Source organism: Saccharothrix sp. 6-C (assembly GCF_016695385.1).
GTDB classification, from domain to species: domain Bacteria; phylum Actinomycetota; class Actinomycetes; order Mycobacteriales; family Pseudonocardiaceae; genus Actinosynnema; species Actinosynnema texasense.
The window spans coordinates 4,689,583-4,710,021 of record NZ_CP064192.1; the positions used below are offsets into that span (position 1 = coordinate 4,689,583).

Annotated in this window: 15 protein-coding genes; 5 read left to right on the top strand and 10 right to left on the bottom strand. The window is 73.9% G+C overall.

Going from position 1 to position 20,439, the window contains the following annotated elements; translation table 11 throughout:
* Positions 1 to 5 precede the first annotated feature (5 nt).
* The 6 genes from IOD16_RS19550 to IOD16_RS19575 form a co-directional block, all read right to left on the bottom strand.
* Positions 6 to 659, bottom strand: coding sequence for a fasciclin domain-containing protein (locus IOD16_RS19550; protein ID WP_201435569.1), 654 nt, complete (start codon positions 657 to 659; stop codon positions 6 to 8).
* A gap of 139 nt (positions 660 to 798) precedes the next feature.
* Entirely contained in the window at positions 799 to 2,418 is a 1,620-nt protein-coding gene (locus IOD16_RS19555; RefSeq protein ID WP_236594220.1) for a molybdopterin-dependent oxidoreductase, read from the bottom strand.
* A gap of 52 nt (positions 2,419 to 2,470) precedes the next feature.
* Positions 2,471 to 3,277, bottom strand: a complete 807-nt coding sequence (locus tag IOD16_RS19560) for an anti-sigma factor (RefSeq protein ID WP_201435570.1) — start codon at positions 3,275 to 3,277, stop codon at positions 2,471 to 2,473.
* Positions 3,274 to 3,879 carry an ECF RNA polymerase sigma factor SigK gene (gene sigK, locus IOD16_RS19565; protein WP_123748662.1) on the bottom strand — a complete coding sequence of 202 codons (606 nt, stop codon included), beginning with the start codon at positions 3,877 to 3,879 and terminating at the stop codon, positions 3,274 to 3,276. The genes IOD16_RS19560 and sigK overlap by 4 nt, the downstream gene beginning before the upstream one ends.
* Before the next feature lie 75 nt (positions 3,880 to 3,954).
* Positions 3,955 to 4,767, bottom strand: coding sequence for a DUF1295 domain-containing protein (locus IOD16_RS19570; protein ID WP_236594221.1), 813 nt, complete (start codon positions 4,765 to 4,767; stop codon positions 3,955 to 3,957).
* Between the two features lie 3 nt (positions 4,768 to 4,770).
* Positions 4,771 to 6,078 carry an SAM-dependent methyltransferase gene (locus tag IOD16_RS19575; RefSeq protein WP_236594222.1) on the bottom strand — a complete coding sequence of 436 codons (1,308 nt, stop codon included), beginning with the start codon at positions 6,076 to 6,078 and terminating at the stop codon, positions 4,771 to 4,773.
* Positions 6,079 to 6,197: 119 nt separating this feature from the next.
* Between IOD16_RS19575 and IOD16_RS19580 the strand changes: the two genes are divergently transcribed.
* Genes IOD16_RS19580 through IOD16_RS19595 form a run of 4 tightly spaced genes read left to right on the top strand, consistent with a single transcriptional unit; the run spans position 6,198 to position 10,166 of the window.
* Positions 6,198 to 6,920 carry an alpha/beta hydrolase gene (locus IOD16_RS19580; protein WP_201435571.1) on the top strand — a complete coding sequence of 241 codons (723 nt, stop codon included), beginning with the start codon at positions 6,198 to 6,200 and terminating at the stop codon, positions 6,918 to 6,920.
* Positions 6,917 to 8,185 (top strand): NAD(P)/FAD-dependent oxidoreductase, encoded by a 1,269-nt coding sequence (locus IOD16_RS19585; protein ID WP_201435572.1) that lies wholly within the window; start codon positions 6,917 to 6,919, stop codon positions 8,183 to 8,185. Before IOD16_RS19580 ends, IOD16_RS19585 begins: the two co-directional genes overlap by 4 nt.
* Complete coding sequence (locus IOD16_RS19590) at positions 8,182 to 8,910, top strand: DUF1365 domain-containing protein (protein WP_201435573.1); 729 nt, start codon at positions 8,182 to 8,184, stop codon at positions 8,908 to 8,910. The genes IOD16_RS19585 and IOD16_RS19590 overlap by 4 nt, the downstream gene beginning before the upstream one ends.
* A complete protein-coding gene (locus tag IOD16_RS19595; RefSeq protein WP_201435574.1) occupies positions 8,907 to 10,166 on the top strand; it encodes an SAM-dependent methyltransferase in 1,260 nt (419 codons plus the stop codon). Before IOD16_RS19590 ends, IOD16_RS19595 begins: the two co-directional genes overlap by 4 nt.
* Before the next feature lie 87 nt (positions 10,167 to 10,253).
* Here IOD16_RS19595 and rph read toward each other — a convergent pair whose 3' ends face one another.
* From rph to IOD16_RS19615, 4 genes are all read right to left on the bottom strand, one after another.
* Complete coding sequence (rph, locus tag IOD16_RS19600; RefSeq protein WP_201435575.1) at positions 10,254 to 12,863, bottom strand: rifamycin-inactivating phosphotransferase; 2,610 nt, start codon at positions 12,861 to 12,863, stop codon at positions 10,254 to 10,256.
* Between the two features lie 250 nt (positions 12,864 to 13,113).
* The gene (locus tag IOD16_RS19605; RefSeq protein ID WP_201435576.1) at positions 13,114 to 14,112 is read right to left on the bottom strand and encodes an IS481 family transposase; all 999 of its coding nucleotides are present in this window, start codon (positions 14,110 to 14,112) and stop codon (positions 13,114 to 13,116) included.
* 119 nt (positions 14,113 to 14,231) lie between these two features.
* On the bottom strand, positions 14,232 to 15,674 hold the full coding sequence (locus IOD16_RS19610) for an ATP-binding protein (RefSeq protein ID WP_201441456.1): 1,443 nt from the start codon (positions 15,672 to 15,674) through the stop codon (positions 14,232 to 14,234).
* Positions 15,674 to 17,353 (bottom strand): FAD-dependent oxidoreductase, encoded by a 1,680-nt coding sequence (locus IOD16_RS19615; protein WP_201435577.1) that lies wholly within the window; start codon positions 17,351 to 17,353, stop codon positions 15,674 to 15,676. The genes IOD16_RS19610 and IOD16_RS19615 overlap by 1 nt, the downstream gene beginning before the upstream one ends.
* Between IOD16_RS19615 and IOD16_RS19620 the strand changes: the two genes are divergently transcribed.
* Positions 17,352 to 20,423, top strand: coding sequence for a BTAD domain-containing putative transcriptional regulator (locus IOD16_RS19620; protein WP_201435578.1), 3,072 nt, complete (start codon positions 17,352 to 17,354; stop codon positions 20,421 to 20,423). The two genes, IOD16_RS19615 and IOD16_RS19620, sit on opposite strands and share 2 nt — an antisense overlap.
* The last annotated feature ends 16 nt before the right edge of the window (positions 20,424 to 20,439 follow it).

Below are 20,439 nucleotides of genomic sequence, written 5' to 3' on the forward strand. Positions count from 1 at the left end.
TGGGGTCAGGAGGCGGGCATCAGGACCTTGTCGATGACGAACACGGTGGCGTTGGCGGTCGGGATGTTGCCGCACAGGACCTTGGCGCCGTTGACCGTGACGTTGTCGCCGGAGCCTTCGACCTTGAGCGCCCCGCCCTGCACGGTGGGCAGGTTCGCCGAGGACAGGATGCCGTCCTTGTCCATCCGCTGCGGCACCACGTGGTAGGTCAGGATGCCGGTCAGCTTGGCCTTGTCGGCCAGCACGGCGTTGAGCGTGTCCGCGCCGAGGGCGTCGAAGGCGGGGTCGTACGGCGCGAAGACGGTGTACTTGGCGTCGGCCTTGTTGAGCGTGTCGACGAGGTCGGCGGCCTTGACGGCGGCCACGAGCTTGGTGAGCAGCGGGTTGTTGCTCGCGGCGGTGGCCACCGGGTCGTCGACCATGCCGTCGAGGGAGCCCTCGGTGCCCTTCGGCAGGTTGGCGCACGCGGCGCCGAACACGTCGCCGGTCTTCGTGACGCCGTCGCTCATCGCCATGGCGGTGGTCGTGGTGGTCGTGGTCGTCGCGGCGGCCGAGGTGGTGGTGTCGGAGGCCGCTTGGTCGCCGCTGCCGCAGGCGGTCAGGGCGATCAGGGCCGCGGTGACAACGCCGATCGCGGACGCGAGCCGGGTGCTGCGCATGAGAGGTCACTCCTTTGAGGACGGTCGCCGGGGTGGTTCTTCCCGGCCTGTCACCAGTGGTTCGGCGCCGGTGGGGCGTCGGATTGGTCGATCCGGGGAAAAATCGCGGGAGTTCCGGGGCCGGCGGCGTCCGGGCTGGTCACGGCCGGGCGGTGAACACGATCGTGTGCCACCCGGCGGCGCCGTCCGGGATCGGCTCGGCCCGCTCATTCGTCTGCGTGTGGCCGGTCCGGTCGGTGGCCCGCACTTCCAGCGTGTGCGACCCCGCGGGCAGGTCGAGTTCGGCGCGCCACATCCGCCAGGTGTCGACGTTGACCTCCCGGCTCAGGGTCGCGGCCTGCCAGGGGCCGCCGTCGACGCGGACCTCGACCCCGTCGATGCCCCGGTGCTGCGCCCAGGCCACCCCGGCGGCGGTGAACTTCCCGGCGGGCACCTGCTCGAAGGCCTTGGGCCGGTCCACGCGGGACATGGTCTTGATCGGCGCGCGGCGCGCCCAGTCGCGCTTGACCCAGTACGCGTCGAAGTCGGCGAAGGTGGTGAGCTCGGCGTCGACGAGCCACTTGGTGGCCGAGACGAACCCGTACAGCCCGGGCACGACCATGCGCACCGGGAAACCGTGCTCGGCGGGGAGCGGTTCGCCGTTCATGCCGATGGCCAGCAGCGCGCCGCTGTCGGGTTTCATGATGTCCTCGACCGGTGTGCCGCAGGTCCACCCGTCGACGCTGCGGGTCGCGAGCTGGTCGGAGCCGGGCCGGACCCCTGCCTCCACGAGGATGTCCCGCAACGACACGCCGATGAAGTCGGTGGTGGAGATGTAGGGCCCGCCGACTTCGTTGGACACGCAGCAGAGGCTGATCGTCCGCTCCACCAGCGGCCTGTCCAACAGGTCGTCGTAGGTGAGCACGAGTTCGCGGTCGACCATGCCGTGCACGCGCATCCGCCAGTCCTGCGCCCGCATCCTCGGCACCGACAACGCGGTGTCCACCCGGTAGAAGTCGGCGTTGGGCGTGATGAAGGGGGGTGTGCCGGAACCGGCGAAGTCCGCGCCCTCCGGTATCGGCGGCGCGACCTCGTCCGGGGTGAGCCGGATGGCCCGACGGGACGCTTCCACGTCGACCCGGCCGCCGATGAACTGGCCCGCGGCGGCGGTCGCGCCCGCGGCGGCGGCGACGGCCGTGGAGGTGATCAGGAAGCGGCGGCGTCCCAGCCCCGGCACCGACCAGTCCAGCGGACGCGGGACGGGACCGTCCACAGTGTCCTCAGGAGCCGGCGGCGCGTCCGCGGGGGCACGGCGGGCGAGCCGGTGCAGCCACCGGAAGACCACGACGCCGACGACCAGGCTGGTCGCGGGCGCGAGCACGGCGGTCGTCCCCAGCGTGGGGCGGGCGAGCACGGCCGCGACGCCGACCGCGCCGAGCGCGGCGGCCAGGACCGTTCCCGGCAGCGCGCTGCGGCGGGACAGCAGGCCCGCCACGACGGCCGCGGCGGCGATGACGAACGCCATGCCCGCCAGCAGGACGAGCTTGTCGTCCTCGCCGAACACGCGGATCGCGAAGTCCTTCACCGGGTGCGGTGTCAGGTCGATCGCGGTGTTGCCCACGGCCAGGAACGGCGAGGCGAACGGGTCGATGAGCGCGGCCACGAGGTGACCGGCGGCCAACGCCGCCCCCACCGCGACGACGCCCGCCGCGGCCGCCGCCCAGAGCGGCAGCCGCGGCGCACCGGGATCGGTTCTCTGCCTGCGAGTGGTTGCGTTCACACCAGTTGTTCGCAGCGGACGGTCCGGCGGATTGCCTTCGTCGACCGGTATCTCAGACCAGCGGCAGGACCACCACGGTCGGCGTGGTGGGTTGGGGCGACCCGCCACGCGGCTCCACGGTCAAGCCCACTGCTTCCCGGCCGGTGAAACCGCTCGCCAGCAGGGGTTCGGCCGACCCGGCCGAGGACGTGAGCAGGCCGGCGGGACGCGGACCTTCGGCGCCGATCAACCACAGCTGGTACGTGCGGTCCTCGGGCAGTCGCGCCAAGCCCTGACCGAGGAACAGCACCTGGCCCTTGGCGGACGACGCCACGACGGTGCCGGTGCCGCCACCGGTCACGTCACCCCGGACGAGCTTGGCGTCCGGCGCGGACAGCAGCTCGGCCATCCGGCTGCTGTCGGCGTTGACCTGTTCCAGCGCCTGGAGGTCCTGCTCCAGGCGACGGTTGGTGTCCACGGCCTGGACGCCCAGCGTGACCGCGACCGCGATGCCGGCGGCGGCGGCGAGCGTGGCCGCCCTCCGCAACCACACGACCCGTCCCGGGGTTCCGCGCCCCGGTTCCACCCGGGGCGGCTCCGTTCCCGTCCGGACGGGAACGCGGACCTCGGTCTCGGGCGGGAGTTGGCGGGTGTCGGCCACGGCCGCCAACACCCGCTCACGGAGGTGCGCGGGAGGTTCGACCGTGGCCGAGGCGGCCAGCAGCGCGGTGGTCTCCAGCAGTTCGGCGGTGTCCTGCGCGCAGTTCGAGCAGCTCGCGAGGTGTTCCTCGAAGAGGCGGCGCTCGGTGTCGGAGACGGCGTCGAGCACGTAGGCGCCGATCAGCGTGTGGGCTTCGGCGCGCGTGGTGTCTTCGGTCATCGGGTCACCCCCAGGCAGTCTCGGAGTCTGATCAGTCCGTCGCGCATCCTGGTCTTCACCGTGCCCAGCGGGATGCCCAGCACGGACGCCGTCTCCGGGTAGGTGTAGCCCTGGAAGTAGCCCAGCAGGATCGACTCCCGCTGCAGCTCGGTCAGCATCGTCAGGCACCGCTGCACCTGCCGCCGCTCGATCCGCGAGGCGACCTGCTCGCTGACCGCGTCGAAGGGCGTCTCCACGTCGCGCCGGGCGGCGAGGTCCTCCCGCCGGGTCGCGGACTGCGCGGAGCGGACCCGGTCCACGGCGCGGCGGTGCGCCATCGTCATCACCCACGCCATCGCGCTGCCCCGCTCCGGGTCGTAGCGGGCGGCGGTGCGCCACACCTCCACCAGCACCTCCTGCGTGACCTCCTCCGACTGGGCGTGGTCGCGCAGGACCCGCCGGACCAGGCTCAGCACCTTGCCCGCCACCACGTCGTACAGCCGCTCGAACGCCCGGTCGTCACCTCGCGCCACCAGGCACAGCAGCTCCTCGGCCGAGACGCCGTCCGCGTCACCGTCGCCGGTGGTGGACACGGCCTGGAGCTTGCGCTCACGCCCTGTCATCGTGTTCCTCCCGATCGACCCGTCCTCGACGGGCATCCGTCGCCGATCGTCTCCTCGGATCGCCCGGAGCGCAGATCACGGCGTGCCCCTGCGGGGAGGCAGGGGCAGGAAGCCGCTGGTGCGCTCCACGTAGTCGGCGTAGCCGGGACGACGGCCGCGCAGGTGCGCTTCGAGCATCGGTTTGCCGGTGCCCTTGGCGAGCAGGAACGTCATCGCCACCGGTGACACGACGGCCGCCACGCCGTACCAGGACGAGCAGGCGAGCAGGAACAGCCCCCACCACACGCAGGCGTCACCGAAGTAGTTCGGGTGCCGCGTGTAGCGCCACAACCCCCGGTCGAGCACCCGGCCGCGGTTGGCCGGATCGGCCCGGAACCGCCGCAGCTGCCCGTCGCCGACCGCCTCGAACAGCACGCCCACCGCCCACAGCGCGATCCCGGCGGCGATCAGCCCGGGGTGCGCGGGGGGACCGTGCTGGGCGACCTGGACGGGCAGCGAGACGACCCACATCACCACGCCTTGTGCCAGGTAGGCGCGCACCAGCACGTGCAGGTGCGGGTTGCCCTTGGCCCGGCTCCGCATCTCGGCATAGCGGTGGTCCTCCGGCTCGCCTCGGCCCCGCAGCGCGATGTGGACCGCCAGGCGCACGCCCCACACCACCGTCAACGTCGTGACGAGCAGCCGGGTCGCGGTGGCGCCCTCGCCGTCGGACAGCACGAACGTCGTGCCCGCGACCAGCGCGAACCCGAGGCCCCAGGCGATGTCGAGGGTGTCGTGCCGGTCCCTGAGCACCGAGGCGGTGAAGGTGACCACCAGCAGCAGCGCCACCACGCCGGCGCTGACGGCGAGGTTGGCGGGCAGCCCGGCGGGCAGGTCGGACCAGGTCACGGCTCACCCCTCCGACGCGACGCGGTCCGCCGCCGGCACGTCGCCGCGGTCCCACGGCATCCCGCTCGCGCCGTCGGTCGTCGGGCGCACGGAGAGGATCTGGTCCACGCCCATGCGGTTGTCCTCGAAGGCCAGCGCGCCACCGGCCAGGTACAGCCGCCACACCCTCGCCCGGCCCTCGCCGACCAGCGCGACGACCTCGTCCCACCGCCGTTCCAGGGTGGCCGCCCACTCCCGGACCGTGCGCACGTAGTGCTCGCGCAGGGCGTGGACGTCCCTGATCTCCAGCCCGGCGTGCTCCAGGTGCGTCAACGTGCGGCTGAGCGGTCGCATGGTCATGTCGGGCGCCACGTAGGACTCGATGAACGCGCCGCCGCCGGGCGCGGTGGAGCCCCGGGACATCTGCTGCAGGAGCAGCCGGCCTCCGGGGCGCAGCAGCCGGTGCAGGGTCGAGGCGTACACCGGGTAGTTCTCCTCGCCGACGTGCTCGCCCATCTCGACGGACGCCACGGCGTCGAAGGGCTCGTCGGGGATCTCCCGGTAGTCCCGCAACCGGACGTCGACGGTGTCCCGCAGGCCCAGCTCGTCGATCCGGCGGCTGACGTGGGCGTGCTGCCGGCTCGACAGCGTCACCCCGGTGGCCCGGACGCCGTGGTGGCGGGCGGCGTGCAGCAGCAGCGAGCCCCACCCGCACCCGACGTCCAGCAGGCGCGTGCCCGGGCGCAGGGCCAGCTTGCGGCAGATCAGCTCCAGCTTGTCGCGCTGCGCGTCGGCCAGGTCGTAGCCGGGTTCGCCGTCGGGCCAGTACGCGCAGGAGTAGGCCATGGTGGGGTCGAGGAGCAGTTCGTAGAACTCGTTGCCCAGGTCGTAGTGGTGGGCGATGGCGGCGCGGTCACGGCGGCGGGTGTGCAGGCCACCGGCCAGCCTGGCCTCTTCGACCGGTGGTCGCGGCCGGGGGCCCAGGACGCCGAGCCGGGCGGCGGTCCGCAGCAGCGAGACGCGGTCGGGGACGGAGAGCCGCCGCCGCGCCCCGCCGGCTCCGGCCAGGCCCCAGAACCGGCGCAGGCCGGTCGTGAGGTCACCCTCGACGTCGAGGTCGCCGGAGACGTAGGCGCGGGCCAGTCCGAGCTCGTCCGGGTTCCACAGCAGGCGGCGCAGGGCTCGGCGCGAGCGCAGCACCACCCGCGGACCGCCGGACGGGCCGGCCTCGCTGCCGTCCCAGGCCCGCAGCCCCACCGGCAGCTCGGCGCCCAGCACCCGCTCGACGACCTCGGCCAGCGCCGGGGCGTGGCCCGTCTTCCCGTCCCGCACATCGTCCCCTTTTCCTCGGTCGGTCTCCCGTGGTTCGCGGCCGACGGGCCCGCGGGTCGGTCCCGACCCGAAAAAGTGATGCCCGTCACACGAGCCATCTGTCGGGGCGCGCACGCCGAATGGAGGTCGTGTCCCCACTCCGCCCCGCCGCCGACCTGCCCTTGATCCGCAGGTGGGAGCCGACGACCTCGGCCGACGCCGCCGTGCTGGTGCTGCCGGGCGGCCGCGCCCGCAGCCGTGAACCCGCGAGCCGCGCCAACCTGTCGTACCGGCGGATGGTGCCGTTCGCCCGCGACCTCGGCCGGGCGGGCCCGGCCGTGTGGCTCGTGCGCTACCGGTACCGGGGGTGGAACGAACCCGACCGCGACCCGGTCCGCGACGCCCGGTGGGCGCTGGCGCGGTTGCGCGAGCGGCTGCCCGGGACGCGCGTCGTCCTGGTCGGCCACTCGATGGGCGCCCGCACCGCCCTCCGGGTCGCCGACGACCCCGCCGTCACCGCCGTGTGCGCGTTGGCGCCGTGGCTCGAACCCGGTGAACCGGTCGACCACCTCCGGGGACGTGCCGTCGTGCTGGCGCACGGCGACGTCGACCGGTGGACCGACCCGCGGGCGTCCTACCGGTACGCGATGCGCCTGCGCGAGGTCAACCCGACGACCTGCCGGTTCGTCGTGCACGACAGCGGCCACACGATGCTGCGCCGCCACGCCGACTGGAGCGGGCTGGTCCGCCGGTTCGCGCGCGGCGCGGTGGATCCCGCGGCCACCGACCCCCTGATCGCCGACGCGATGGCCGCCCCTGCCCCGCACGGGCTCTCCGTCGCCCTGCCCCGAGGAACCCGATGACGCCCAGACCGCAGCGCGTCGCCGTGATCGGCGCGGGAGTGGCCGGCCTGACCGCCGCCTACCTGCTGCAACGCCGCTACGACGTGCTCCTGTTCGAAGCCGGGCCGCGCCTGGGCGGGCACGCCCACACCCATGACGTGGTGGCCGAGGACGGCGGCACCGTCGCCCTCGACAGCGGCTTCATCGTCCACAACGAACGCACCTACCCCACCCTGCTGCGCTTGTTCGCCGAGCTGGACGTGCGCACCCGGGGCACGGAGATGTCGATGAGCGTGCGCTGCGAGGGCTGCGGCCTGGAGTACGCGGGCGCCAAGGGCTTCGGCGGGCTGTTCGCCCAGCCCTCGAACGCGACGCGCGCGCCGTACCTGCGCATGCTCGCCGAGGTCGGCCGGTTCCACCGGCACGCCCGGCGCGTGCTGGCCGACCCGGCGGCCGACGGCGTCACGCTCGGCGCGTTCCTGGCCATCGGCGGGTACACCCGCTTCTTCGTGGACCACTTCGTGGCGCCCGTGGTGTCGGCGGTGTGGTCGGCCGACCAGGTGACCAGCCTGCGCTACCCGGCCCGGTACCTGTTCGAGTTCCTGCACAACCACGGCATGCTCTCGGTGACCGGCTCGCCGCGGTGGAAGACGGTGGTGGGCGGCTCCCGCGCCTACGTGGACCGCGCGGCCAAGCAGCTGACCGCCGTGCACCTGTCCACCCCGGTGCGGGCGGTCACGCGCACCGGCTCGGGCGTGGACGTCCGGGACGACGGCGACGAGGTCCACCGGGTCGACAAGGCCGTCGTCGCCACGCACCCCGACCAGGCGCTGGCCCTGCTGGCCGACCCGACCGACGACGAGCGCGAGGTGCTGGGCGCGTTCCGCTACTCGCGCAACGACACCTGGCTGCACACCGACCCGTCCGTGCTGCCCCGCACACCCCGCGCCCGCGCCTCCTGGAACTACCTCAAATCCCACTGCGGCTCCGACGACGGCGCGGTGCTGGTCAGCTACGACCTGAACCGGCTCATGCGGCTGGCCGAACCGCAGGACTACGTGGTGACCCTCAACGCCACCGACCGGATCGCGGAGTCGTCGGTGATCGCCCGGATGCGCTACGAGCACCCGGTGTACACGCCGGAGTCGGTGGCCGCGCAGCGCCGCCTGCCCGGGTTGAACGCCGGGCCGACCGCGTTCGCGGGCGCCTACCACGGCTGGGGCTTCCACGAGGACGGCTGCGCCTCCGGCGTGCGGGCCGCCTCGGCACTCGGCGTCGACTGGTGACCGCCCCGGCGCTGTACGACGCCGTGATCGCCCACACGCGCCGCCACCCGGTGCGCCGGTCGTTCCGGCACCGCACCCACCTGTGGCTGGTCGACCTGGACCGGCTGCCCGCCGTGCCGTGGTGGCTGCGCCCGGCGGCGCGGTTCCGCGCGGGCGACCACCTGGGCAGCCCGGACCGCGGCATCCGGGACAACCTCGACGCCTGGCTCGCCGGGCGGGGCGTGGACCTGCGTGGCGGACGCGTGCTGATGCTGACCAACGCCCGCGCGTTCGGCCACGTGTTCAACCCGATCACCGTGTACTGGTGCCACGACCCGGACGACGAGCCGGTCTGCGTCGTGGCGGAGGTGCACAACACCTACGGCGAGCGCCACTGCTACCTGCTGCGCCCCGACGGCCGCGGGCGGGCGGAGGCGGACAAGGCGTTCTACGTCTCCCCGTTCCTCACCGTCGAGGGCCAGTACGTGATGCGGCTGCCGCGACCCGCCGAGCGGCTGTCCGTGGCGATCAGCCTGCGCCAGGGCCCGCGGACGCCGTTCAGCGCCTCCCTGACCGGAGCGCGCCGACCCGCCACGCCGTGGACGCTGCTGCGCCTGCTGCTGCGCGACCCGCTGCCGACCCACCGGATCAGCGCGCTGATCCGCCGGCACGGCATCGCCCTGTGGCTGCGCCGGCTGCCCGTCGTCCCCCGCACCCCCCACGACGCACAGGAAGGTGTCCGATGACCACTTCGCCCACCCGACAGCCGGACACCGCGGCGGCCGGCCACCCGGCCCGGCGCCGACCGGGACCGGTCGAGCCCCGGTGCTCCTCCGCGCGCGCCGCCGCGGCCCGCCTGGTGTTCCGGCACGCCGTGAAGTCCCTGCCCGTGCGGGTGGCCCTGCCCGGCGGCGAGCGCCTCGGCGCGGGCGGCCCGGACTCGCCCGTGATGCGGATCGTGCGACCGGGCGCGTTCCACCGCCGGCTCGGCGCCGACGCCAAGATCGGGTTCGGCGAGGCGTACATGGCCGGCGACTGGACCAGCAACGACCCCGCCGCCCTGCTGACCCCGTTCGCCGCCCGCATGGCCGACCTGGTGCCCCGGCCGCTGCAGGTGTTCCGCCGTTGGGTCGACGCCCGCCACCCCGCGCACGAGCGCAACACCGTCGAGGGGTCGCGGGCCAACGTCCACCGCCACTACGACCTGTCCAACGACCTGTTCGCCGCGTTCCTCGACGAGTCGATGACCTACTCCTCGGCCTGGTTCTCCCCCGGCGACGACGACCTGCACGCCGCCCAGCTGCGCAAGGTCGACGGCGTGCTCGACCTGGCCGACGTCCGCGCCGGCACGCGCCTGCTGGAGATCGGCACCGGCTGGGGCGCGTTGGCCATCCGCGCGGCCGAGCGAGGCGCGCGCGTCACCACGCTCACCCTCTCCGCCGAGCAGAAGCACCTGGCCGAGCAACGCATCGCCCGGGCCGGGGTCGCCGACCGCGTGCAGGTGCTGCTGCGCGACTACCGCGAAGCCCACGGCAGCTACGACGCCGTGGTGTCCGTGGAGATGGTCGAAGCCGTGGGCGCCGACTACTGGCCCGCCTACTTCCGGACGCTCGACCGCGTGCTCGAACCGGGCGGCCGGGTGGGACTCCAAGCCATCACCATGCCCCACGACCGGCTCCTGGCCACGCGGCACTCGCACACCTGGATCCACAAGTACGTCTTCCCCGGCGGCCAACTGCTCTCCGTCCCCGCAATCCAGGACGCCGTCCGACGGCACACCGCGCTCGGCGTCGTCCGAAGCCGCTCACTCGGCCCCGACTACGCCCGCACCCTCCGCCACTGGCGCACCCGCTTCCTCGACAACTGGCCGCAGGTCGCCGCGACGGGCTTCGACGACACCTTCCGCCGCATGTGGGAGTTCTACCTCGCCTACTGCGAAGCCGGCTTCCGGTCGGGTTACCTGGACGTGGTCCAGCTCGGCTTGACCAAACCTCGCCACTGACCCGGAGCCGTGCACCCCCTGCGGACCAGGCCGGGAGATCACGTCCGCGAGTCGGCCGAACGGCGTGTTCGGCCGACTCGCGGACGCTCAGATCGCGGGCAGGATCTCGATGTGCCCGTCGGTTCCGTTCACCCGGATCCGCTGCCCGTCCTCGATCAGCTGCGTGGCGCGTTCCACCCCGACCACGGCGGGCAGGCCGTACTCCCGGGCGATCACCGCGCCGTGCGTCATCAGGCCGCCGACCTCCGTCACCAGGCCCGCGATCGCCACGAACAGGGGCGACCAACTGGGGTCCGTGTGCGCGGTGACCAGGATGTCGCCCGGTTCGACGTCGGCCTGCGCCATGTCCAGGATGACCCGGGCCCGCCCTTCGACGGTCCCGGCGGAGACGGCCAGGCCGACCAGCGCGCCGGCGGGCAGGTCGTCGCGCCGGTACGCGCCGCTGAGGGTCTCGCCGTCCGAGGTGAGCACCCGCGGCGGCGTGAGCGCTTCGTACGACCGGAACGCGTCCTTGCGCCGGCGGAGGAGCTCTTCGTCGACCCGGTTCGCCCGCACCACTTCCCGGAGTTCCTCGAACCGCAGGAAGTAGACGTCTTCCCGCTCCCGCAGCACACCGGCCCGCACCAGGCGGTCGGCCTCGGCCAGCAACGCCCGCTTGTACACGAAGTAGCGGCTGATCATGCCGTACTTCGGGTACTCGCGGTACCCGGCGAACGTGCGGACGAGGTCGATCTTCCGCTTGGTCTCCTCGGCCTTCGACTCACCGTCCGGCAGCGCCCGCAGGCGCTCCAGCACCTCCTGCTCCTTCTGCCGCGCCTCCTGCCGCCCTTGCTCGAAGCGCCGCACCCCCGCGCCCGGTTCGAGGTTCTTCACCGTGGACAGCAGCAGGGGCAGGAGCATGGCGGGCCGTTCGCTCCACCGCGGCCTGGTGATGTCGATCTCGCCGACGCAGCGCATGCCGTACTCGTCCAGGTAGGCCTGGATGGCGTCGCGCGCCTCCCGGCCGCCGTCGAGGTCGACCAGCCGGTGGAGGAAGTGCTCGTCGGCCCGGTCCGCCGCGTCGCGCAGGAACGCGACGACCTCCGGGTGCGGGCGGATCGCGTCCGCGACGTCGAGGAGCGCGAGCCCCATCTCCGAGGTGACGTTGTGGGGCACGGACTGCGAGAGCGTGTCGGCCGCGTTCTTCTCGCCCAACCACTCGTGCAGCCGCTCGTTGAGCCACCACGTGGCCTGCATCGCCGCCATGATCGGCTGGATGCCGCGCGGGTCGAACAGCAGCCGCCTCAGCTCCTGGACGTCCGCGGTGATGAAGTCCAGCAGCTCCACGCCGGACTTGCCCCGGATGTCGCGCGCCGCCGCGGCGACGGACGCCGCGCCGTTCTCGACCAGCTCGGCGACGAGCGCCGGATCGGCCTCGATCGTGACCGGCTCGGCGCCGGGGACCGCCTGGCGGGGAGCGTCGTCCGGGAGCGACGGGAGGAAGCCGTCGCGGTCGAGGACGGTCTGCAGCGCGTCGCCGATCAGCGGGTCGGACTTGCCCACGACCGCCAGGAAGCCGACGCGGTCGGCCGGCGAGGCGAGCAGCGGGGTGACGTCGACGAACAACCTCCCGCCTGCTTCGGCCATGGGCCGCGGGGTCGTCATCTGCCACACGGAGAGCCCGAGCGGCTTCATGGCGTCGGTCATCATCTGCTGGTGGCCGACGGAGACGTAGACGTGGTTCTCCTCGTCGCCGGTCTCGGGGACGGGGAACAGCGTGGTGATCGGCCGGCTCTGGACGACCTGGAAGGCGTCGTCGACCAGGCACCACTCGATGTCCTGGGGACGGCCGAAGTGCGCTTCGATCCGCCGGCCGAGCCGCACGAGCCGCACGACCTGCTCGTCCGTCAGCGCCGGCTGCTCCTGCCCCGCGGGCTCGATCGCCTCCTCCCGCGTCCCGCCGCCCGGGGAGGCGTGCAGGGCGAGCTTCTTGGCGGCGACGGCCTTGGCCACGACCTCGTCGTCGCGGACCTGGTAGGAGTCCGCGTTCACCAGGCCGGAGACCAGGGCCTCGCCGAGGCCGAAGGTGGCCTCCACGGCGGCGACCTTCCGGTCGGACGTGACCGGGTCGGCCGTGAACAGCACCCCGGACGCGTGCGGGAAGACCATCCGCTGCACGACCACGGCCATGTGGACCTCGCGGTGGTCGAAGCCGTTGCGCAGCCGGTAGGTCAGGGCCCGCTCGGTGAACAGCGAGGCCCAGCACCGGCTGACGTGCCGGAGGACCGCTTCCGGTCCCACGACGTTGAGGTACGTGTCCTGCTGGCCCGCGAAGGAGGCGCCCGGCAGGTCCTCCGCGGTCGCGCTCGACCGGACGGCGCAGGCGGCGCCCTCGCCGAGCCGGGCGAGGGCGCCGGTGATCGCCGCCGCCACGTCGTCCGGGACGGCGATCCCTTCCAGGGTTCGCCGGATCTCCGCGCTGCGCCCGCGGATCGCCTCCCGGTCCTCCGGGTTCAGGTGGGACACCCCGTCGAGCAGGTCGCCGAGCGACGGCGCCCCGGCCACGATCCGCCGGAAGGCGTCCGTCGTCACGCAGAACCCGGGCGGCACGCTGACGCCCTCGATCCGCGAGAGCTCGCCCAGGTGCGCCCCCTTGCCGCCCACGACGGCGACCTGCCGCTGGTCGACCTCGTCGAAGTCGAGCACGTAGCCGCCCATCCCCACACCTTCCGTCGTGCCCGTCAAGCCTTGTCCGCTCCTCGTTCGCGCCGGCGGTTCCCGGTCTGGTCCACCTGTTGTCACAGCGTTCTACCGATACCTTGTTTTCGCAGGTTGTGGGCTTCGGCCGGAGATTCTGCGGCATGACGGGGGTCTTGCCACAAGACCCCCGATGGGCTATATGTTGATAATGGCGGGGAGTGTGCGTTCTCCTCGGCCGTCGCCTTCACCGGGACACGACCCGGGCCCGCTAGTTGTTCTGTCCCGTGAGGTTGGGGACGCGGCTGGCGGGTGGCTGGCCTGCGAGTGCGGTGTGGCCGCGGTGGTGATTGTAGGTGTGCGGCCACCGCGGCAGCGTCTCGCGACGCTCGGTCTCGGAGCGGTATGCGTGGGCGTAGGCCCATTCGTCGAGCAGGGTGCGGTTGAAGCGTTCGACCTTGCCGTTGGTCTGGGGCCGGTAGGGGCGGGTGCGTTTGTGCGTGATCCCGGCGCCGGTGAGGGTGTCGTGCCACAGGCGTGAGCGGTAGCAGGACCCGTTGTCGGTCAGCACCCGCTTGACCGTGATGCCGTGGGCGGCGAAGAACGCCTGTGCCCTGGTCCAGAACGCGGTCGCGGTGCCCTTGGTCTCGTCGGGCAGGATCTCGGTGTAGGCGAGCCTGCTGTGGTCGTCCACGGCGTTGTGCAGGTAGGAGTAGCCCAGGTTGGGATGGCGGTGGGTCGTGCGGGGCCGGTCGGGATCGCGATGTGCGGAGCTGTTGCGCCGACCCGCGTGCCGGCCGTGCACCCTGTGGCCGCCGCCGTCGGGGATGTTGCCGAGCTTCTTGATGTCCACGTGGACCAGGTCGCCGGGCGCGGCGTGTTCGTAGCGCCGCACCGCGCGACCGGTGGCCCGGTCCAGGTGTGACAGCCGCGCCAACCGGTAGCGGACCAGCACCCGGTGCACCGTCGAGCACACCAGGCCCAGATGTGAGGCGATCCGGGCCGGGCCCCACCGGCGCAGCACCCGCACCTTGACGATCCGCCGCTCGGTCCGGGTCGGAGTGCGGCGCGGACTCGTACGCGGACGCGAGGACCGGTCGACCATGCCCGCACCACCCTGGTCGCGGTAGCGGTCCGTCCAGCGTTTCGCGGTGGACACCGACACCTGGAACCGCTCCGCGGCCCGCCGCAACGGCCACCGGTCCTCCACGACACACCGGGCCAGGCGCAGCCTGCCCGCCGGAGTCAGCGGTGCGTTAGCGTGGGTCACGAGGGCCTCCGTCGGTCAGGTGTAGACGTCGCAATCCACACCGAACCCGGAGGCCCTCCCTCATTCCAACATCATCCGACTACGTGTCGGACCGTTCACAACCTCCCCGGACAGAACAGCTAGTCCTCGGCGCCGTTCCCGGTGGCCGGCGCCGTCACCGGCAGGTGGACGCGGAAGCGGGTGTCGCCGGGCTCGGACTCCACCCGGATGTCGCCGTGGTGGCGGTCCACCACGATCCGCCACGAGATGTCCAGGCCCAGCCCCGTGCCCTCGCCCACCGCCTTGGTGGTGAAGAACGGCTCGAAGATGCGCCTCTTCACCGCGTCCGGGATGCCCGAGCCGGTGTCGCCGACCTCCACCACGACGTCCTCGCCGGCGCGGTAGGTGCGCACGGTCAGCGTGCCCTCGCCCGCCATGGCGGCCACCGCGTTGTCGACCAGGTTCGTCCACACCTGGTTGAGCTCGGCCGGGTAGGCGGGCAGCGGCGGCAGCGAGCGGTCGTAGTCCTTGACCACGCGCACGCCGTCGCCGAGCTTGCCGCCGAGCATGACGAGCGTGGAGTCGAGCAGCTCGTGCACGTCGACCACCTGGAAGGGCGCCCGGTCGACCTGCGAGTACTGCTTGGCCGCGCCCACCAGCGCGGACACCCTGGTGGTGGCGTCCTCGATCTCGTTCATCAACGTCTCGGTCTCCACCGTGTAGGCCAGCCAGCGCACGGCGGCCTCGGTAGCGGTCTGCGGGCACAGCGCCGCCGCCCGGTCCAGCCACTGCACGTCCAGCCCGCCCGCGACCAGCACCGGCGCCAGGTCCCAGCCACCCGACACGCCGTGCCCGTCCAGCCAGTCGGCGACCTCGTCCTCCAGGTCGGCGGTCTCCATCGGGCCGAGCTTCGGCGCCTTCGCCACCTGCTCGACCGCGCTCTCCTGCAGCTCCACCAGCACCGGCAGGGTGGCCGGGTCGATCGAGCCGCTCGCCAGCAGCGCCAGCTTGTGCCGCATCCCGGCGACCCGTTCGCGCAACGCGCCGGTGGCCCGCACCGCCGCCGCGGCCGGGTTGTTCAGCTCGTGGGTCAGCCCGGCCGACAGCGACCCGAGCGCGAGCAGCCGTTCCCGCTGGCTGACGATCCGCTCGGTGTTGCGCATGCCGAAGAACAGGCCTTCCAGCAGGTGCATGGCCATCGGGAACCACGAGCGGAACATCGCGCCGAAGTCGTGCGCGGGCAGCTGGTAGAGCCGCACGTCGGTCACCGCGTCGGCGGTCATCTGGTAGACGGTCTTCGCCTCCACGTCGGAGCCCAGGTACGCCTGGGTGGCCCCGAAGTACGCGCCGCGGTGGTCGGTGCGGTTGGTCTCCACGCGCTGCCCGCCGATGACGCGGCTGAGCGCCACCGCGCCGTCCAGCAGCACGAAGAAGCACGTCGCCGCCTGGCCCTCGCGCAGCACCTGGGCGCCCGCCGGGTGCGTCTCCACCTGGCCGTGCGCGACGAGCCACGCAAGCTGGTCCTCCGACAGGTGCTCGAACAGGAACAGGCCGCGCAGGTCGTCGACCGTCAGGTTCTCCATCACGACCTCTCCAGGTAGCGGTGCACCAGCGACACGGCCATCGCGCCGTCGCCGACGGCCGACGCGACCCGCTTCACCGAGTCCGCCCGCACGTCGCCGGCGACGAACACGCCCGGCAGGCTGGTCTCCAGGTGGTAGGGCGGCCGGTCGAGGTCCCAGCCCTCGGGCAGCCGCCCGTCGGTCACCAGGTCCGGTCCGGAGAGCACGAACCCGCGCTCGTCACGGGCCAGTGTGCCCGCGAGCCAGTCGGTGTGCGGCGCGGCGCCGATGAACGCGAACAGCCACGACGCGGGCGCGGTCGTCGTCTCGCCGGTCTTGGTGTGCCGCAGCGTCACCGACTCCAGGTGCTCCTCCCCCGTGCCGCCGACGACCTCGGTGCACGTGCGCACCTCGACGTTGTCGACCCGGGCGAGCTGCTCGACCAGGTAGTGCGACATGGACCGGGCCAACGAGTCGCCGCGCACGACCAGCACCACCCGGCGGGCGTGCGCGGCGAAGTAGAGCGCCGCCTGGCCCGCCGAGTTCGCGCCGCCGACGAGGTAGACGTCCTGGCCCGCGCAGCTCGGCCCCTCGGTGGTGGCCGCGCCGTAGAACACGCCACGGCCGGTCAGCGCGCCGAGACCGGGCGCGTCGAGCACCCGGTAGGACACGCCGGTGGCGAGGATGACGGTGTGCGCGGCCAGTTCGGTGCCGTCGTCCAGCCGGACCACGCGGGCCGAGCCGCGCGCCTCCAGGCCCACCACGTCGCACGCGGTCAGCACCTCGACGTCGAACTTCAGCGCCTGCCGGCGGGCGCGGTCGGTGAGCTGCTCGCCGGACACCCCGTCGGGGAAGCCGAGGTAGTTCTCGATCCGGCTGCTGGTGCCCGCCTGACCGCCGGTGGCGCGCCGCTCGACCAGCACCGTGCGCAGCCCTTCCGAACCGCCGTAGACGGCCGCGCCCAGCCCGGCCGGACCGCCGCCGACCACGATCAGGTCGTAGAAGTCGGCGGAGGGCCGCGTGGTCAGGCCGACCCGGTCGGCCAGCTCGGCGTCCGACGGCTCGACCAGCGTCTCACCGGCCGCGGTGATGACCACGGGCAGCCGCACGCCGTCCTCGCCGCACGCGGTGAGCAGCCTCCCGGCTTCGGTGTCGCCGTCGTCCAGCGCGTGCCAGCGGAACGGGACGGAGTTGCGGGCGAGGAAGTCGCGCACCTCGTAGGACCGCGAGGACCACCGGTGCCCGATCACCCGGACCTGCCGGGCCGGGCGGCGGTCGGCCGCCTGCCACGCGCCGAGCAGGTCGTCCAGCACCGGGTACAGCTTCTCCTCCGGCGGGTCCCACGGTTTGAGCAGGTAGTGGTCGAGGTCGACGACGTTGATCGCGCGGATGGCCGCGTCGGTGTCGGCGTAGGCGGTCAGCAGCACCCGCCGGGCCGCGGGGAAGAGGTCCATCGCGGCCTCCAGGAACTCGATGCCGCTCATCCCGGGCATCCGGTAGTCGGCCAGCAGCACGGCCACCTCCTCCCCGCGCAGCTTGATCTCGCGCACCGCGTCGAGCGCCTGGGCCCCGGACTCGGCCCGCACGATCCGGTAGTCCCGGCCGTACTTGCGGCGCAGGTCGCGCGCCACGGACCGGGACACGCCCGGGTCGTCGTCCACGGTGAGGATCGAGGGCCGGGCGACCTGAGGAGTCGTCATGTCCACATTGTCGTGCCCGCCCGAACGGCTGTCCCGTCGCGGTTACCCTCTGCTGGTGTTCGGCGCCGTGCGGTTCGGGGTCCTGGGGCCGTTGCGGGTGGAGCGCGACGGCGAGCCGCTGGCGCTGGGCGGGCCCCGGCAGCGCGACCTGCTGACGCTGCTGGTGCTGCGCGCCAACCGGGTCGTCAGCGCCGAGTGGCTGGTCGACGCGCTGTGGGACGGGCGGCCGCCGGCCGGCGCGCACATCACCCTCCGCTCCTACGTGGCCGTGCTGCGCCGTGCGCTGGAACCGGAACGGGGACGTCGCGCGCCCGCCGAGCTGTTGCGCGGCCACACCGGCGGCTACGAGCTGAGCGCGCCACCGGACACCGTGGACGCCGTCCGCTTCACCGCGCTCGCCGGGCACGGCGCGCGGGCGCTGGCCGACGGCGAGTGGGAAGCGGCCGAACGCCACTTCGCCGACGCGCTCGCCCTCTGGCGCGGCGGGTTGGCCACCGACCTCGCCGCCGTCCGACCGGACGCGGCCCGCCTCTCCGAGGCGCGTGCCGAGGCGGGCGAAGGCCGCTTCACCGCCGCCGTCGCCGCCGGCCGGCACCAGGCCGTGCTGCCCGACCTGCGCCAGTTCGTGGCCGCGCACCCGGAGCGGGAGAACGCCCGTGCGCAGCTGATGCTCGCGCTCTACCGGGCGGGCCGGCAGACCGACGCGCTGGCGGTCTACGACGAGGGCCGCCGCCTCCTGGCCGACGAGCACGGCGTGGAGCCGGGCGAAGCGCTGCGCGACCTGCACCGCCGGGTCCTGGCCCACACCGTGCCACCGGTGGGCGGGAAGGCGGGTGCGGCCACGCGCACACGCGGCCCCGGTCGCACCACTGGTCCCGGCCGCGGCGCGGGCGGCCCGCACGCCACCTTGGTCGGCCGCACCGCCGAGCTGTCCCTGCTCACCGACCTCCTCGCGGCGTCGGGCCGCGACGGGGGCCGGTTCGCGGCGATCGTCGGCGAAGCGGGCATCGGCAAGACCACCCTGGCCGACGCCCTCGCCCGCCGCGCCGCCGACGCCGGCGTCCCGGTCGCGTGGGGCCGCTGCCCCGACCTCGGTCAAGCGCCGCCGTTCTGGCTCTGGACCCAGGTCGTGCGCGCCCTGGCGCCGGCGGGCGACGCGGGGGCGGACCCGGCGCTGGCGGGCTTCGGCACGGGCCCGGCGACCGGTGCCGACATCGACCCCACCGCCCGGTTCCGCACGTACGACGCGGTCTCGGCACTCGTGCACGCGACCGCCCGCGACCGCGGCCTCGTCCTGGTGCTGGACGACCTGCACGCCGCCGACGCCGACTCCCTGCTCCTGCTGCGCTACCTGGCCACCACCGTGCGCACGTCCCGCGCGCTGGTCGTCGCGACCCTGCGCCCCTACGAGCACGACCCCGCCCTGGTCGCCGCGCTCGCCGACCTGGCCCGCAGCCCCGGCTGCCGACAGCTCCGCCCGGCCGGCCTGGACGCCGACGCGGTCGCCGACCTCGTCCGGGGGCACACCGGCGCACCCGCACCGGCCGACCTGGTGCGAGACCTCCTCACCCGCACCGGCGGCAACCCGTTCTTCATCACCGAGCTGCTCACCTCCGCCGAGCCGACCGGCGCGCCGCCGCCGAGCGTGCGCGACACCGTCCGCCGCCGGCTGCACGCCCTGGACGACCGCACCCGCGACTGGCTCGACGTGCTGAGCGTCGCCGGCCGGGACCTGGACGTCGACCTGCTCGAAGCCGCCACGGCCGCCGAGGTCCGCCTCACCCCGCACGTCGCCCACCTGGTCGCCGAGCCCGGCGCCGGGGTGGTGCGCTTCCGGCACCCGCTGTTCGCCGAGGCCGCCTACGCCGACCTCGCCCCGACCCGCCGGGCCGACCTGCACGCCCGGCTCGCGGACGTCGGACGGCACGTCCTCACCCCCGCCGAGCTGGCCCACCACTACGGCCGGGCGCGCGGCCGGGAGGACGAGCACCTGCGCTGGACCCTCGAAGCCGCCGACGACGCCACCCGACGCCTCGCCTACGAGGACGCCCTGGCGCACCTCGACCGGGCCGCCGCCCTGCTCACCGCCCCCGAGCGGGAGCTGGCCGTGCAGCTGCACCGCACGTCGTTGCTCCAGATCACCGTCGGCATCGGCAGCGACGCGGTCGACCTGGCCGCCGCCCGCGCCCGCGAGCTGCTCGCCCGCGTCGACCCGGGCGCCGACGTGCGACACGCCCTGTGGACGCTCGGCGAGCTGGCCTGCAACCGCGCCGAGTTCGCCATCGCCGCCGACCTCGCCGGCCGCCTCGCGTCCGACGACGGCGTGATCGGCGCCGCGGGCCACTACCTGCTCGGCGTGGTCGGCTACTTCACCGGCCGCCTGGTGGAGGCCGACCGCCACCTCACCGCCGCCATCGACCGGTTGCGGGAGCTGGACCCCCGGGAACTGGTCGGGCGGGCCGGCCGCACCCCGACGCTCGCGACCTACGACTTCCGCGCCCTGGTGCGCTCCCTGCTCGGTGACGCGGCGGCGGCCCGGTCGGACCTCGCCGCCGCGCACGCCCTCGCCGAACGCGCCGACGACCCGTACGGGCGGGCCAACGCCACGCTGTTCGCCGCGTGGACCGCCGTGCAGGAGCACGACGTCGCCGCCGCGCTCGCCGCCGCCCGCCGCTGCCGCGAGATCGGCAGGCGCCAGCACATGCCGCACTTCGTCACGACCGGCGACTTCTACGCCGAGTGGGCCGCCGTGCGCGGTGGCGACGACAGCCGCCTCACCGCCATGCGGGCGGCCCGGGAGGGCGTCCACCGGCTCGGCCTGCGCGCGACCCGCACGATCAGCCTCGGCGCGATGGCGGACGCGTACCTGGTGACCGGGCACCACGCCGACGCGGCGGCGTTGGCCGACGAAGGTCTCGCCCTCGCCGAGGAGGTCGGCGAACGGGTCTTCGCCGCCGAGCTGCACCGCGTGCGCGGCCTCGCCACCGGCGACCCGGCCGACCTGGCGGCCGGCGCGCGCCTGGCCGAGGCGCAAGGCGCCGACCTGGTGCGGGCCCGCTTCCCACGCTGATCCAACAGAACTCCAA

Coding starts and splice junctions, on each gene's coding strand:
- IOD16_RS19585 (WP_201435572.1), top strand. CDS start 6,917: ATGACGCCCAGACCGCAGCGCGTCGCCGTGATCGGCGCGGGAGTGGCC.
- rph (WP_201435575.1), bottom strand. CDS start 12,863: ATGGGCGGCTACGTGCTCGACTTCGACGAGGTCGACCAGCGGCAGGTC.
- IOD16_RS19615 (WP_201435577.1), bottom strand. CDS start 17,353: ATGACGACTCCTCAGGTCGCCCGGCCCTCGATCCTCACCGTGGACGAC.
- sigK (WP_123748662.1), bottom strand. CDS start 3,879: ATGACAGGGCGTGAGCGCAAGCTCCAGGCCGTGTCCACCACCGGCGAC.
- IOD16_RS19580 (WP_201435571.1), top strand. CDS start 6,198: ATGGAGGTCGTGTCCCCACTCCGCCCCGCCGCCGACCTGCCCTTGATC.
- IOD16_RS19550 (WP_201435569.1), bottom strand. CDS start 659: ATGCGCAGCACCCGGCTCGCGTCCGCGATCGGCGTTGTCACCGCGGCC.
- IOD16_RS19610 (WP_201441456.1), bottom strand. CDS start 15,674: ATGGAGAACCTGACGGTCGACGACCTGCGCGGCCTGTTCCTGTTCGAG.
- IOD16_RS19560 (WP_201435570.1), bottom strand. CDS start 3,277: ATGACCGAAGACACCACGCGCGCCGAAGCCCACACGCTGATCGGCGCC.
- IOD16_RS19595 (WP_201435574.1), top strand. CDS start 8,907: ATGACCACTTCGCCCACCCGACAGCCGGACACCGCGGCGGCCGGCCAC.
- IOD16_RS19620 (WP_201435578.1), top strand. CDS start 17,352: ATGTCCACATTGTCGTGCCCGCCCGAACGGCTGTCCCGTCGCGGTTAC.